Source organism: Luteibacter sp. OK325 (assembly GCF_003050935.1).
Lineage (GTDB): Bacteria > Pseudomonadota > Gammaproteobacteria > Xanthomonadales > Rhodanobacteraceae > Luteibacter.
Map to the genome: position 1 here is coordinate 59,043 of NZ_QAOX01000012.1, position 13,335 is coordinate 72,377.

The following is a 13,335-nucleotide window of genomic DNA, read 5'->3' on the forward strand; positions in this document are numbered from 1 at the left end:
GGTCACGGTCGGGGGCGAAATCTCAACCCGGGAAGGCGCGCTCGCGCATCCACTTCGTCACGATCCACTTCTCGCCCCTGACGACGGGCGCGCCGCCGTGCAGGGATAACGGGTCGAGGGATCCATCGGCCGCCGCGTACTCGAAGTAGAGGGCCTGTCCTTTGCGCGGCACGTAACTGAAATCGATCCGCGGGAAGATGGTTTCCCCGCCGGCTTCGACGTCATGCAGATACATGATCAGCGTCGAGACGCGCTGACCGCCGGTGGCCAGATGCGGCTGACTGCCCTTCTCGTCGGGCTGGAAGTAGTCGAAGTGCGGCAAGTACTCGCCGCCTGCGCCGTAGCGCATCACCTGGAGCCCTTCGCCATGCTCTTCGGGCAACCGCATGATGGCTGCCGCACGCGCGTCGATCCGACGAATCAGTTCGTTCTCGGCCCGCTGGAAATACGCGCCATCGCTGGTACGGATGTCCATGACCGTGTTCACACCGTCGGCCACGCCGACGACGGCCGAGCGCTCGAGCCGGGGAACAGCCATGCGCATCAGCGCGTCGCACTCGTCGGCGCCGAGCACGTTGTCGAGCACGGCGATGGTGGGGCGGGCGATACGCAGCAGCACGCGAATGTCGCGGTCAGGCGTGCGCAACACGTGACCGTCGCCCAGACGGCCGTGGAAGGGTGTGAGCGCAGAGGCATGCGCGGCCACCGGCGCGACCGCACTGCCGAATAGCGCCGTGACGATGGCCTCGCGGGCCACGCCCTCCTCGAACTGGTTTTCCTTCATGGTCAGCAGGAGGTCGGCAGGCGCATTCCCGGCGACAAGGGCCTCGCGGATCCAGTCCTGCCAGTCCTGGGTGACCTTGGTGTGGAAGCGCGTATCCAAATGCCTTGCCTGTGTCGTTGCGTTGCTATCTCCTACATTGTGCCGCTATCGGAGGTTTCCTGCAGCCAGGCAAGCTTCCTCGCCCTGGGCAGGCGCTTCACCGTCCACTCGGCTTTCGAGGCGGCGGAGCGGTCGGCGAACGCACGCGAGCCGAGCAGGCGTACCGGCGGATTGGCCCGCGTGTAGCGGGCGCCCTTGCCCGCCACGTGCGCAGCGTACCGGGCAGGCAGATCGTTGGTGATCCCTGCGTACCAGGCGCCATTGCGGCATTCGATGAGATAGACGCACCACATGGCGTAAGGGTACCCGCTGCGACCTACAATGGCTTGATGAACCCCCACTACAATCTGGCCGTAAACCTCCCGTTGCGGCAGACAGTCGCGGAGCGGCTAGCAGCTTCCCTGGCCTCTTTCCCCGTGGGGCCCGAACTGCTGGCTTACCCGTCCATGGAGGGAAGCCTGGGCACGCGCGAAGCCATCGCGGGCTGGATGCGTCGACGCTGCGGCCATGTCGCCGTCGATCCACGCCGGTTGGTCATCACCCTCGGCGCGAGGCATGCTTTGTCGCTCGCTTTGGACGAGGCCTGCGCGTCGGGCGACACACTGCTCGTGGAGTCGTCGACCTACCACGGCTTTCGCGCCAGCGCCGAGGCCCGTGGCGTTCGCGTCGGCGGTGTCGGCATGGACGCCGCCGGCATGCTTCCGGCCGAGCTAGAGCGCATGGCCGCGACGACAGGCGCCCGCTGTGTCTACCTGCAACCCACGCTCCAGAACCCGACCACCGCCACGATGCCACTGGCACGTCGGCGCGAGATCGCCGCCGTGGCCGCGGAACGTGACCTCACGATCATAGAAGGCGACGTCTACTCGCCGCTCGCCTGGTACGGCAGGGACGCGCTTCCACCGCTGGCCGAGCTCGCCCCGGAACGCTGCCTGCATGCCGGAGGCATCGGCAAGGTCCTCGGCCCCGGCCTCCGCGTGGGCTGGCTGCTGCTTCCCGATGACGCGAGCCACCAGCGCGCGGCATCGGCGATCCGCCTGGCCACGGACGGGCTGCCCGCGCTCTTTCCGGCCATCGTGGCGGGCTGGATGGCGGACGGCGTTGCCGACGTCCTGCTGGGAAACCTCGCTGACGCCATGGTCGAGCGCAATAGCCTGGCCCGCGCCATCCTCGGCGATGACCTGATCACGGCAAATGGTTTGCACGCATGGCTGCCCGGTGGCGACCCGATCGGAATCGAGGCAAGCGCCCTTGCACGGGGCGTGCACCTCACGCCGTCCCAACCCCTCGCTGTGGGAGGCGAACATGCAGCGGGCATCCGTCTATGCCTTGGTGCCGAGGAAGATATCGGCCGGTTGGAAGCCGCGTTACGCATCGTCGCCGAGGTGCGTTGAGCGTCAGCCCTTCGTCGCCGTAAGCTTCTCCAGGGCCTTGCCGACCGCGGCGAAAGCGAAGGCGCCAGTGACATGGGTGGCCGCGCCGAGACCGCCGCCACAGTCGAGCTTCAAGGCGTCGCTGCCCGGAGGCCGCACGCCGCAGACGCTGCCATCGGCCTGCGGGTACTGCACGTTCTGCATCGAATAAACCGCCGACACGCCGAAGAAGCGATCCGGGTTGCGCGGAAATCCATGCTCCTGGCGAAGCTTCTTCCGGATCATGCTGAGCATGGCATCGTGCTCGGTGCGTGAGAGGTCGCGCACCCGGATAAGGGTCGGATCGGTACGACCGCCGGCAGCACCCACCGTGATCAGTGGCACCTTGCGCCGCCGACACCAGACCACGGTCTCCAGCTTGACCTTGAGGGCGTCGCAGGCGTCGATCACCACGTCGTATTTGCGGTCCAGCAGTTCGTCCAGCGTGGAGGGCGTGAGGAAGCGCTCCATGGCCTCGAGGCGGATGGTCGGACTGATGGCGTGCGCCCTCTCGGCGACCACGCCGACCTTGGGCTTGCCGTACTGGCCTTCCAGGGCGTGCATCTGCCGGTTGGTATTGGAGAGGCAGACATCGTCACCGTCGATCAGCGTGAGCCGGCCGATGCCGCTGCGAGCCAGCGCTTCGGCGGCCCACGAGCCGACCCCGCCCACGCCGATGACGCACACGTGCGCGTTGGCGAGGCGGTCCAGGGTGCCGCGGCCGTAGAGCCGCTCGATGCCGGCGAAACGTTCGGCCTGGGCCGTACTCACGGGTATCTCGGTGTGGGGAATGACAGTCATTGTCTCATATTGAAAGAATGGGACCGTCCGCTATGCTGACAGTCCGGAAAGCCATGGATCACCGATGCGCGCGCTGCTTCTCGTCATCCTGGGCCTTGCCGTGGGCGCCATGGGCGCTACGTTCGCCTTGTCGGCCCTTCGCCAGGGCACGCCCTTCCACAGTGGCGTCATGGCCGTGATGCAGCACCACATGGGCGCACTTCGGGCCAACGTGCGGGCGAAGCAATGCGATGCCAAGGGCAACGCCAGCCATCTGGCGCGCATGCGCGAGACCGCCGGCGACATCCGCGACGCTTTCCCTGAGATGGAAGCCTCGTTCTTCCAGGTCGACGACACCCTGCTCACGGCGCTCGACGGCGCCGTCGCCGCCGCGCCGACAACCTGTGAGGCCCTGGTGGCCGCGTTGAAACCGGTAGGCGACGCCTGCCAGTCCTGTCACCAGCAGTTCCGCTGACATGACCGCGTTACCGCCAGACAGGCCGGCCGGTTTCCTGCGCATGCAGTGGTGGCTGCTCGTGCGCGCCATGGCGCGTTTCGAAACGACCATGTTCCTGCGCACTCGCTATTCGCAGCCGAAGATGGTGGCGATCGGCGTGGTGGGCAGCTTCTGCCTGGCCGTCTATTACCCGGTCTGGGCCTACCTGTTTCCGCAGCCCTACGAAAACCTGCCCATGCGGCTGGTTTGCAGCGCCACCTTCATCCCATTGGCGTTGCTGCCCTGGTGGCCGCGTCGCCTGCGTACGCACCTGCCCACGTACTGGTACTTCGCCATGACGGTGGCGATGCCCTTCTTTGTCGGCTACATGACCCTGCGCAATGCCACGCCGGCGTGGCTGATGACCCACCTGGCCTGCGTGATGCTGCTGATGATGCTGTTCGACATCGTCAGCTTCCTGCTCGTCTTCAGCATCGGCAGCTTGCTCGCGGGCGTGGTCTTCGTGCTTTCCCCCGAGGCGCACCTGCATACGCAGACGATGCTCGAGTACATTCCACTGCTGTTGTTCGGCATGGTCGGCGGTGCCACCTGCACGGTTTCCGCGACGATGGCCGAGCAATCGCGCATCGAAGCGCTGACCGCCGCCTCGAACAATATCGCCCACGAGCTGCGCACGCCGCTCGGCTCGCTGCGTATCGCGGCACGCGCCGTGGCGCGTTTCATGCCGGACCTGATCCGCAGCCACCGTCTGGCCGAGGGCCATGGACTGCCCGTGCCGGAGCTTCGCGCGCAGAACCTGCATGCGCTGGAGCGCAGCATCGGCGTCATGGAGCGCGAGGTCACCTATGCCAATACCATCATCGACATGCTGCTGCTCTCCGCCCGCCCGATCGGCGAAGTGCCGCTGATTCCACTGACTGCCCGTGAATGCGTGGAGCAGGCTTTGCGCCGGTTTCCCTATGGCTCACGCGCTGAACGCGAGCGGATCACCCTGTCGCCCACGGGTGACTTTCCCCTCCTTGGCGAGGAGAGCCTGGTGGTCCACGTGCTGTTCAATCTCCTGCGCAATGCACTTTTTCATACCGATCGGGCCGGCAAGGGCGACATCGGCGTGTTCATCGAGCCCGGTGAACGGGCCAGCCGCATCCGTGTCTACGACACCGGCCCGGGCATCCCGCCGGACGTTGTTCCCCGTATTTTCAACCGCTTCTACTCGTATTCGAGCGACAGCCCGGGTACCGGTGCGATCACCGGGCTAGGAATAGGTCTCGCTTTTTGCCGCGCGGCGATGGAGCATATGGGAGGTGGCATCGTCTGCCGAACCAATCTGGGTGAATTCACCGAATTCACCCTAACCTTTCCGCATGCGGAGACCGGGGACCGGCAGTGATGACGTTGAACTCGCAGGGCGATATCCAGCCCTTCCACTTTCCAACAACGACGTTCCTCGTGGACGACCACGAGGAGTACCTCGACGTCGTGCCGCTCCTGCTCGATCCGATGGTCCGCGTGCGCACCTTCAGTTCGCCGCGAAGCGCGCTGGCCACCCTGGGTAACAACGGCAGTCGCCCGGTCCCGGGCGGCGGCTGGCTGTATCGCTGGAAGGATCGCCCTTCCGAGACCCAGGAGCTGGTGGCCCTCGATATCGACTCGATCCATCGCGTGGTTTACGACCCGGAGCGCTTCGCGGAGATTTCCGTGGTGGTGGTCGACCAGGCCATGCCCGAGATGGACGGCATCACGTTCTGCAAGCGCTTGCCGAATCCGCATATCGGCAAGATCCTGTTGACCGGCCGCGCGGACGATGCCACGGCCATCGATGCCTTCAATTCGGGCGTCATTGACCGTTTCATCCGCAAGAACGACCCCCTGGCCATCGAAAAGCTGCAAACGGCCATCACCGAACTGCAGCGTCGTTACTTCGAGCGGGCCAGCGCTTTCGTTGCCGAAACCCTGGCGCTGGGCAATTTCCGCTTTCTCCGTGACCCGGCGTTCCGCGAGGTCCTGCAGAGCGTCACGGCCACGTTCCAGCCGGTGGAGTGCTATGTGCACTGCAATCCCACCGGACTGCTGCTGATCGACGCCTGGGGTATCGGTCGCTTCCTTCTCGTCCAGACCGACGAGGACCTGCGTACCCACTATGAAATTGCGGCAGATCTGGGCGCCCCCCAGACCGTCCTCGACGCCCTCCGCGGCGGCGAGGCACTGCCCTGGTTCCGCTCCCGCGACGGCTTCTACCACAAGGGCGTGGAGAATCCGGAAGCCCACATGTACCCCGCGACGGCGGTTTCCGGCGAACAGTGGTACTACTACGCGCTGATCGACGACGTGGAGCGCTTCCGGCTGCAACACATCAAGTCGTACCGGAGCTGGCTGCGCGAGCAGGACCTGAGCCTCTCTGCCGACAGCAGGCCGCGTTTCATCTAATCGGGCTCATTTCTCAATCTGGAGGACGCCTTCGTACCGGACCATCCGGTATGCCAGGCGTCCTTTGTCGTGCGTGGCTCCGCGGTCGTTCCGACGCCGGGGCCTGGCGACGTCTCTCTTAGCAATGGCACGAGGCCGAAGTCCGTTCGCGGACTTCGCAGGACGCCTCTCTCATCTTCATGCGTCTGCCTGGGCGAGGCCGACGTGCGTGCGCCGTCCGCGTGGGCGGCGCCGTGGATATCGCCCATCCCCTTGCCAGAGAGAGAGGTCACCATGGAAAACGTTTCCGTCCTGCATCGCGTCGCCCGAGCACCGGCACTTCCCGAATTCGTTCAACGCAGGGTCGACAAATTTCACAACGAACGGGTTGCCATCGACTGGGGTGGCCGTCACATTTTGCGGGGACGGAAGGCCACCGATGCCGACCTGATGCTGCAGAGCAACGATTACCTGGCCATCGCCGGGCATCCCGCCATCGTGGAAGCACAGCGCGAGGCACTGGCCACGGGAGGCCTCGGCATGATGATGTCGGCGCTGTTCCAGCAGCACGCGGACGATCCGCTGCACCGCGTAGAGGGGGAACTCGCACGCGCCGTCGGCAGTGAGGACGGCATCCTCGCCCAGTCCGGATTTGCCGCCAACGTGGGGCTTATCCAGTCGATCGCTGGCGAACGTGTGCCGGTGTACGTCGACATGCTGGCTCACGCCTCGCTGTGGGAAGGGGTCCGTAGCGCCGGCGCCAGGGCGGTTTCCGTGCTGCACAACGACATGACCCATCTGGAGCGCCAGGTCATGCGCCATGGCCCCGGGGTCATCGTCGTCGACGCCGTGTACAGCACCAACGGCAGCGTGGCACCGCTGGTCGACATCGCCCGGCTTTCCCATGAGCACGGCTGCGTGCTGGTGGTCGACGAGTCGCATTCGCTCGGCACGCATGGAGCGCGTGGCGAAGGCCTCGTGGCCAGCCTGGGGCTCAACCACCGTGTCCACTTCATCACGGCGAGCCTGGCCAAGGCCTATTGCTCGCGCGCCGGTTTCATCGCCTGCACCACCGCCTTCAAGGACTACTTCGGCTGCGAGGCACTTCCGGCGATCTTCAGCTCGTCGCTTCTTCCCCACGAGCTGGCCGGCCTGTCCGCCTCGCACCGGGTGATCCAGTCCGAAAGCTGGCGACGCCAGCGCCTGAGGCAGGTGACGCGTCACGTGCGCAGCGAGCTCACCGAACTGGGCTACCCCATCGCCGACGGCACCGAACAGATCGTGGCGTTCGAGGCTGGCGTGGAACTCCTTACCGGACACGTACGTGACGTGATGGAGCGTCACGGCGTGTTCGGTTCGGTGTTCAGCGCACCGGCGACCACGGCAAACCGTTCACTGCTGCGCCTGACGCTCAATGCGGGCATGAGCGACGCCGATGTGGAACGCCTGGTCGAGGTGTGCCGCACGGCACGCGGCGAGATGGACTTGCCGTCGTGGAGCGCGACGCGCCGGTCCACGCGGGATGCCGCCCGGGCGCCTTCCGCGGAAGTGGCCTGACCTTCGGCGCGGGCGCCGCTCACGCGTGCTCAGCGCAGCGAGACGCGCCCGCGCAGGATGTCCCAGAACATCGCCCAGTCACCCATCAGGCTATAGAGGGGATAGCGGAAGGTGGCCGGGCGATTCTTCTCGAACACGAAGTGCCCCACCCATGCGAAGCCGTAGCCGCCGACCAGCGCCAGCAGCAGCCAGCGTGGCTGGCCGGTGGCGACGAGCATCGCCAGTGCCACGAGAACGACCCAACTTCCCGCGAAATGCAGGCGCCGGCAGCGCGCGTCCGAATGCTCGCCCAGGTAATAGGGATAGAAATCACGGAAGCTGGCAAAGCGTGCCATCACGGACTCCGTTCAATACGTCGGCAGGGGAATGCGCTCGTACTCGTCGCCGGGAACGATCGGAAAACGGCCTTCCGACCACTCGACCTTGGCCGCCTCGATCATCTCCGGCGAACTCGCGACGAAATTCCACCACAGATGGCGCTCGCCATCGAGTGGCGCGCCACCGAAGAGCATGACCAGGGAGGGCTCGCGAGCGGTGAGCACCGGCGGTTCGCCGTCATAGGCCACGCCCATGTCCAGGGCACCCAGTTCGAGGTCGCCAAAATGCGCGGCGCCTTCGACCACATAGGCGCCCCACTCCGCGTGCTGCGCCGGCATGGTCAGCGTCGCGCCAGCTTCGAGGCGCGCTTCCACGAAAAACATCGGTGCGTAGACGCGCACCGGTGATGTCACGCCAAAGGCATCGCCGGCGATGACCACCAGGCTGGCGCCATCGCGCCTCACCTTGGGCAGGGTGTCTGCACCGTGGTGGTGAAACTCGGGATCGATACGCTCGTGCGACCTGGGCAGGGCCACCCATACCTGGATGCCATGCAGGTTCTGCCCGTGGTGACGCTCGTCCGGAGGTGTGCGCTCGGAATGCACGATGCCCTTGCCCGCCGTCATCCAGTTCACGTCACCCGGATGGATATCGACGGCACTGCCGAGGCTGTCCCGGTGGCGGATCGCGCCGGCGAACAGCCAGGTCACGGTGGCCAGGCCGATATGCGGGTGTGGACGCACGTCCATGCCGGTGTCTTCGCCAAAGGCAGCCGGACCCATCTGGTCGAAGAAGACAAACGGCCCGACGTGCCGGGCCTTCAGGTGCGGCAACATGCGACGCACGACGAACCCGCCACCCAGATCGCGCTGCTTGCCGTCGATGGGGACTGTCGTCATGGGAAATGCTCCGGGTGTCGTAAACCTCAAGCGTAGCCGATGCGCCTAGCCAGGCTGCATCCACCGGGCGATTCGAAGCGCAATCTCCGCCGGAACCTTCATCCAGGCGAAATGATCGGCGGGCGCGCCAGCGAGGTTCTCCGGAGCGATCACTTCACTACGCCTGGGCGCGTCCGGCATCTTGTCGAGCAGGAACGCCAGCGATGCCTCGGGACCGAACCAGTCGTCGCGCAGGCGCAGCGCGAAGACCGGCGCGCGCTGCTTATGCAGGGCGGCTTCCAGGTCTACACCGATGCCACGACCGGCATAGCGCCCGGTGCGACCCGTGCGTGACCAGTCACCGATAACGCCGCGCGCCTCGTTGCCACCGAAACCCACGCGGCGTCCCGGTAGCCACCCCACCAGATTGGCGAGCAGGGGCGCGGCGATCAGCGCCATCCCGACCCAGGGTTTGAAGCAACGCCAATAGGGTGAGCCACTGCCAACGAGCGCCAGGCCCGCCAAGGGCAATGGAGTCGTCGCGGCCAACAGCGTCGCCAGTTGTCCGCCCAGGCTGTGCCCGCCCACGTACAGAGGCAAGGAAGGCACGGCCGCACGCAGGGCGCGCAGGCTGGTCGGCAAGTCGTCGGTGAGGAGTTCGCGGTAGCCCCAGTCCGCGCGTCGACCGGCCCGGCGGTTGCTGGATCCGATGCCCCGCCATTCGTGGACGGCAACGGCAATACCGTGGTCGGCCAGGGCGAGAGCGAGGGGTTCGTAATGCCGGGCGGCCACACCGAGTGCGGGCACCCAGAGCAAGGCAGCGACTTCGTCCCCCGGGGGACGGTAGAGGACCAGATCGGCGGATGCGCCGTCGGCCATGTGCAGCGGGATCGCCTGCCGTTGAGAACGATGCAGGGTCGTTGCGTGCGTAGGACTATCTGTCATGCAGCCAAAAGCTCCCTCGGTGCAAACGCACCGAGGGAGCAGAAGTCTTGCAAGAACGAGCGGCGCTAGCCAGCCCGAACAGAGTTACTTCGGATTGACGTTATCCGCCTGCGGGCCCTTCTGGCCCTGGGTCACGGTGTACTCAACCTTCTGACCTTCCTGCAGCGACTTGAAGCCGTTGCCCTGGATCGAACGGAAATGGACGAACACGTCCGGGCCGCCCTCATCCTGAGTAATGAAGCCAAAGCCCTTTGCATCGTTGAACCACTTAACAGTACCAGTTGCCATCACACACACCTCTATCCAACACTCGAAAACCCGGCTCGCGAGCCGGCGACTTACTGGGAATGCAGGACCGGGTGAGGCGATGGAGCGTAAACTTCGCGCTTACATCGGGCCACTCGCGTGACCGCGCAGACACAGTAAGGTGGATGATAACCATATTTGGCGCGAGTTATGTAGGGGAATGCCTACATAGGACGAATTTTTGACGTCTATCACGACTTTTTTCGTGAAGAAAGCCATTTTCTTAGGAATTTTTCCGCTCTTGCGGCTCTTGCGGGTCTGGCGCCTCGCGCCTTCGCCGATGAATCGGCCCCCACAACAGGCATGAAAAAAGCCGGGCGTTGCCGCCCGGCTTTTCATGCAGCGAGACTGTCAGAAGGCTTACGCCTTGTTGACTTCTTCAGCCTGCAGACCCTTCTGGCCGTTGACGACCTTGAAGGAGACCTTCTCGCCTTCGGCGAGGGACTTGAAGCCGTTGCCCTGGATAGCGCGGAAGTGAACAAACACGTCCGGGCCGTTCTCACGGGAGATAAAGCCGAAGCCCTTGGCGTCGTTGAACCACTTGACGGTGCCGATTTCACGATCCGACATAGAAACACTCCAATACATTGTGTAGCGAATAAAACCGACGATCGAAGTGATCGTCGCTGGAACTGGTGTGCAAGGAAACGCGAGGAGCGAAGCGATGTTGCGGATCCGTGATCAGCTGCATCGGGTCAACGTAACTCTATGACCCCGGCAAACACAGTCGGCGAACTATACTCGTCCCTCCGGTAAATAGCGATGGCACCCCCTCAAGGCCCCGTCCGCGGCGCCCTGACGCTACGTTCACCCCCTGGCGGCACATGCTTGCGCCCCGTCGCACCCTCGATGCGACTTTTCGCCTACCATCCTTCCACGCCAAGCCCAAGGGGGACCGACGACCATGAAACAGCACCTTTCCCGCTTCCTGCCGCTGGCTGTCTGCGCCCTGGCCCTCGCTGCCTGCGCCGACCACAAGCCCAAGCCGGCGGCCACCCAGACCGTCACGGCAGCGCCCGGCAGCGCGACCCGGTCGCGCACGGCCACGACCAGTGTCACCAGCGTGCCGGCCGGCAAGACGACGAAATCCGGTACGACCCCGGCGGCGGCCTCGGGCCCGCTACCGGACAGCACCGGCATCGCTGCCTGTGACGAGTACCTGGCCAGCTACAAGAGCTGCCACCTGGCCGCCGGTGTGTTCGCCCGTGACCAGATCGAGCCGCGCTACGAAATGATGCGCACCAGCCTGCTGCGCCAGTCCCAGGACCCGGACATGCGCGACCAGTTGCAGAACCGCTGCGTTTCGCTCGCCTCGCAGCTGAAGGACGCCCTGCACGGCAAGTCGTGCGCGGACACGCCGGCGCCAGCTTCCACCCGCTGATCAGTCGTCCAGTGCGGTGCGGATCAGCGTAGCCAGCGCTCGCGGCTGGCTACGCTGGATCGCGATACGCGGCGTGCCATGCCACGCCGCGCACTCTTCGATCGCAGCGGCAATCCCTGCGACCAGCGCCGGTGCGGCGGGCACCTCCGCTTCCAGCCATATCCCGATCACCTCGAACAGGCCTTCCTGGCGGTGTGCCTTGGCATCGAGCCGGCCTACGAGGCGGCCCCGATGCAGGATAGGAAGCACGTAATAACCGTAGGTCCGCTTCGCTGCCGGCGTGTAGCACTCCAGCGTGTACTCGAAACCGAAGAGATCCATGGCCCGGGCGCGGTCCCATACCACAGGGTCGAATGGCGAGAGCAAGGTCGTGCGCGTCGCACGCAACAGGCTGGCAGCAGCCTCGACCAGCAGTGGCTCGTGGTCACGATGCACGTACGCCGTTTCGTCCCAGCCCTCCACGGCCACCTCGATCAACAGACCTTCGGCAACCAGCGGGGCCAGCTCCGTGTCGGTCACCCGCGGTCGCAGCCGGAAGTAGTCCGCGATCCAGCGCGCTTTTGCGATACCGAGGGCGCGAACGCTCTGCAGGACGAAGTGACGGCGCACCTGCGCTTCCTCCAGCGTACCCACCGCTGGCGCCTCTGCCCATCGAGCAGTGACCCGCTCGGCGAGGTCGTAAACGCGCTGGAAGCGCTCGCGGCGCGTCACCATCAGGGCGCCCAGCGCGAACCACGCCTCCAGCCAGCGCTTCTCCGGCTTCCAACCCCACCAGCCTTTGGCCGCAGGCGCGTCGCGCTCGAAGTCCGCGGCACGCAGCGGGCCTTCATTGCGAATTCGCTCAAGCAGGAGGTCCATATCGGCCCCGGCCTCGGCACGTGTTCGCTCGGCACTCTTCTGGGCCCAATGCCCACCGCGACCGGATCGGTAGTCGCGATGGAAACGGTATTCGGACGATGGAACGAACGAGGCTTCGTGCGCCCAGCATTCGGCGATCTCACCGACGGCCAGCGCCTCTTCCAGCCAGTCGTTGCGATACGCGCCCAACCGCGAAAACAGCACCATGTAAGGGCTTCGCGCGACGACGTTGATGGTGTCTATCTGCAACATGCCCATGTCGGCGATGGTCGCTGCGATGTCCCCACGCTTTGCTTTCCGCGTGCGGCGACGAAGCAGCCCCTGGGCAGCCAGGTGGAGCAACTGCGCGGATCGTTGGGAAAGACGGATCACGTCTTCCGTGGAGACGCCGTCGGATACGCGTGATGGCACGGTATAGGCCTGTTCGCAGTTGGGCCGCCATTAAATCGCCCCTTGGTAGCGTCGGCAATGATGCCGTCGACATACGTCGCCGGCGCCCCACCACCGCTGACGAAAGGAGGCTTTCGATGAATAAGCAAGTTCGCGCCGTTGCACTCGGCGCATCGCTGCTGCTGGCAGGCGTGGCGTTCGCCCAGGACATGCCGCCGGCCCCGAGGGTTCCGCCTCCGCCACCGGGTGAGGCCACCCCTCCGCCTCCGCCGCCCGACACCCCGCAAACCACCATGCCACCGGGCGATGCGACGGGCATGCCACCGCCGGCTTCAAACGCACCTCCTCCGCCGCCCGCACCGCTGCCCCCGCCTCCGACGCCGCCGAATCCCGAAGCGGGTTCCACGGGAACGACGATGCCGACCGCGCAGGGCCAGGTCACCGTGAACAGCGGTCCTGCTCCGGCCAAGCCGTCGGGTCCGGCACCGGACTTCGCCACCCTTTCCGGCGGCAAGGGCTCCATCACGCCGACGCAGGCCTCGGCCTTCCCACTGCTAGCCAACGATTTCCAGTACGCGGACGCCAACCGCGACGGGAAGATTTCAAAGGCCGAGTACCAGCGCTGGGTGCAGCATTCGGGTGCCAGCGGGCAGTGATTGCGTAAGGCATTACTGGCGTAGGGCCTAGGAAGGTCCTACGCCTTTTCTTGCGATTAACGGCAAGACTGCACGTTTTTCACACATTCGTGGCGGCTACACTCCCCG

Annotated in this window: 16 protein-coding genes; 7 read left to right on the forward strand and 9 right to left on the reverse strand. The window is 65.5% G+C overall.

The genetic code is table 11. The annotated features are described in order from the left end of the window. Nucleotides 1-22: 22 nt before the first annotated feature. Both C8J98_RS20075 and C8J98_RS20080 read right to left on the reverse strand, forming a co-directional pair. Entirely contained in the window at nucleotides 23-883 is an 861-nt protein-coding gene (locus C8J98_RS20075) for a 2OG-Fe(II) oxygenase (protein ID WP_199229972.1), read from the reverse strand. A 32-nt stretch (nucleotides 884-915) separates the two neighbouring features. Then, a complete protein-coding gene (locus tag C8J98_RS20080; protein ID WP_107915382.1) occupies nucleotides 916-1,176 on the reverse strand; it encodes a GIY-YIG nuclease family protein in 261 nt (86 codons plus the stop codon). Between the two features lie 36 nt (nucleotides 1,177-1,212). On the opposite strand from C8J98_RS20080, the gene C8J98_RS20085 reads away from it, so the two are divergent. Continuing rightward, a complete protein-coding gene (locus tag C8J98_RS20085; RefSeq protein ID WP_107915384.1) occupies nucleotides 1,213-2,277 on the forward strand; it encodes a PLP-dependent aminotransferase family protein in 1,065 nt (354 codons plus the stop codon). Nucleotides 2,278-2,280: 3 nt separating this feature from the next. Here C8J98_RS20085 and C8J98_RS20090 read toward each other — a convergent pair whose 3' ends face one another. Beyond that, nucleotides 2,281-3,066 carry a tRNA threonylcarbamoyladenosine dehydratase gene (locus C8J98_RS20090; protein ID WP_233260315.1) on the reverse strand — a complete coding sequence of 262 codons (786 nt, stop codon included), beginning with the start codon at nucleotides 3,064-3,066 and terminating at the stop codon, nucleotides 2,281-2,283. A gap of 94 nt (nucleotides 3,067-3,160) precedes the next feature. Here C8J98_RS20090 and C8J98_RS20095 point away from each other — a divergent pair, with 94 nt between their 5' ends. From C8J98_RS20095 to cqsA, 4 genes are all read left to right on the forward strand, one after another. After that, entirely contained in the window at nucleotides 3,161-3,550 is a 390-nt protein-coding gene (locus C8J98_RS20095) for a cytochrome c (RefSeq protein WP_107915388.1), read from the forward strand. A 1-nt stretch (nucleotide 3,551) separates the two neighbouring features. After that, nucleotides 3,552-4,922, forward strand: a complete 1,371-nt coding sequence (locus C8J98_RS20100) for a HAMP domain-containing sensor histidine kinase (protein ID WP_107915390.1) — start codon at nucleotides 3,552-3,554, stop codon at nucleotides 4,920-4,922. Further along, complete coding sequence (locus C8J98_RS20105) at nucleotides 4,922-5,959, forward strand: response regulator (protein ID WP_052767135.1); 1,038 nt, start codon at nucleotides 4,922-4,924, stop codon at nucleotides 5,957-5,959. Before C8J98_RS20100 ends, C8J98_RS20105 begins: the two co-directional genes overlap by 1 nt. A gap of 273 nt (nucleotides 5,960-6,232) precedes the next feature. After that, on the forward strand, nucleotides 6,233-7,495 hold the full coding sequence (gene cqsA / locus C8J98_RS20115) for an alpha-hydroxyketone-type quorum-sensing autoinducer synthase (protein ID WP_107915394.1): 1,263 nt from the start codon (nucleotides 6,233-6,235) through the stop codon (nucleotides 7,493-7,495). A gap of 29 nt (nucleotides 7,496-7,524) precedes the next feature. Here the strand turns inward: cqsA and C8J98_RS20120 are convergent, their stop codons facing one another. The 5 genes from C8J98_RS20120 to C8J98_RS20140 form a co-directional block, all read right to left on the reverse strand. Further along, nucleotides 7,525-7,830, reverse strand: a complete 306-nt coding sequence (locus C8J98_RS20120; protein ID WP_107915396.1) for a DUF962 domain-containing protein — start codon at nucleotides 7,828-7,830, stop codon at nucleotides 7,525-7,527. A 12-nt stretch (nucleotides 7,831-7,842) separates the two neighbouring features. Further along, complete coding sequence (locus tag C8J98_RS20125) at nucleotides 7,843-8,712, reverse strand: pirin family protein (RefSeq protein ID WP_107915398.1); 870 nt, start codon at nucleotides 8,710-8,712, stop codon at nucleotides 7,843-7,845. Nucleotides 8,713-8,757: 45 nt separating this feature from the next. Continuing rightward, nucleotides 8,758-9,636, reverse strand: coding sequence for an alpha/beta fold hydrolase (locus C8J98_RS20130; protein ID WP_107915400.1), 879 nt, complete (start codon nucleotides 9,634-9,636; stop codon nucleotides 8,758-8,760). A gap of 84 nt (nucleotides 9,637-9,720) precedes the next feature. Further along, on the reverse strand, nucleotides 9,721-9,924 hold the full coding sequence (locus C8J98_RS20135; protein WP_046967384.1) for a cold-shock protein: 204 nt from the start codon (nucleotides 9,922-9,924) through the stop codon (nucleotides 9,721-9,723). 378 nt (nucleotides 9,925-10,302) lie between these two features. Next, nucleotides 10,303-10,512: a cold-shock protein gene (locus C8J98_RS20140; RefSeq protein WP_046967385.1), complete on the reverse strand. Its 210-nt coding sequence runs from the start codon at nucleotides 10,510-10,512 to the stop codon at nucleotides 10,303-10,305. A gap of 334 nt (nucleotides 10,513-10,846) precedes the next feature. On the opposite strand from C8J98_RS20140, the gene C8J98_RS20145 reads away from it, so the two are divergent. Continuing rightward, nucleotides 10,847-11,323 (forward strand): hypothetical protein, encoded by a 477-nt coding sequence (locus C8J98_RS20145; RefSeq protein ID WP_107915402.1) that lies wholly within the window; start codon nucleotides 10,847-10,849, stop codon nucleotides 11,321-11,323. Here C8J98_RS20145 and C8J98_RS20150 read toward each other — a convergent pair whose 3' ends face one another. After that, complete coding sequence (locus C8J98_RS20150; protein ID WP_233260316.1) at nucleotides 11,324-12,592, reverse strand: crosslink repair DNA glycosylase YcaQ family protein; 1,269 nt, start codon at nucleotides 12,590-12,592, stop codon at nucleotides 11,324-11,326. A 116-nt stretch (nucleotides 12,593-12,708) separates the two neighbouring features. Here C8J98_RS20150 and C8J98_RS22500 point away from each other — a divergent pair, with 116 nt between their 5' ends. Beyond that, nucleotides 12,709-13,227 (forward strand): EF-hand domain-containing protein, encoded by a 519-nt coding sequence (locus C8J98_RS22500; protein WP_255417754.1) that lies wholly within the window; start codon nucleotides 12,709-12,711, stop codon nucleotides 13,225-13,227. Nucleotides 13,228-13,335 lie beyond the last annotated feature (108 nt).

Coding starts and splice junctions, on each gene's coding strand:
- C8J98_RS20140 (WP_046967385.1), bottom strand. CDS start 10,512: ATGTCGGATCGTGAAATCGGCACCGTCAAGTGGTTCAACGACGCCAAG.
- C8J98_RS20135 (WP_046967384.1), bottom strand. CDS start 9,924: ATGGCAACTGGTACTGTTAAGTGGTTCAACGATGCAAAGGGCTTTGGC.
- C8J98_RS20145 (WP_107915402.1), top strand. CDS start 10,847: ATGAAACAGCACCTTTCCCGCTTCCTGCCGCTGGCTGTCTGCGCCCTG.
- C8J98_RS22500 (WP_255417754.1), top strand. CDS start 12,709: ATGAATAAGCAAGTTCGCGCCGTTGCACTCGGCGCATCGCTGCTGCTG.
- cqsA (WP_107915394.1), top strand. CDS start 6,233: ATGGAAAACGTTTCCGTCCTGCATCGCGTCGCCCGAGCACCGGCACTT.
- C8J98_RS20130 (WP_107915400.1), bottom strand. CDS start 9,636: ATGACAGATAGTCCTACGCACGCAACGACCCTGCATCGTTCTCAACGG.
- C8J98_RS20095 (WP_107915388.1), top strand. CDS start 3,161: ATGCGCGCGCTGCTTCTCGTCATCCTGGGCCTTGCCGTGGGCGCCATG.
- C8J98_RS20125 (WP_107915398.1), bottom strand. CDS start 8,712: ATGACGACAGTCCCCATCGACGGCAAGCAGCGCGATCTGGGTGGCGGG.
- C8J98_RS20085 (WP_107915384.1), top strand. CDS start 1,213: ATGAACCCCCACTACAATCTGGCCGTAAACCTCCCGTTGCGGCAGACA.
- C8J98_RS20100 (WP_107915390.1), top strand. CDS start 3,552: ATGACCGCGTTACCGCCAGACAGGCCGGCCGGTTTCCTGCGCATGCAG.
- C8J98_RS20080 (WP_107915382.1), bottom strand. CDS start 1,176: ATGTGGTGCGTCTATCTCATCGAATGCCGCAATGGCGCCTGGTACGCA.
- C8J98_RS20120 (WP_107915396.1), bottom strand. CDS start 7,830: ATGGCACGCTTTGCCAGCTTCCGTGATTTCTATCCCTATTACCTGGGC.
- C8J98_RS20105 (WP_052767135.1), top strand. CDS start 4,922: ATGACGTTGAACTCGCAGGGCGATATCCAGCCCTTCCACTTTCCAACA.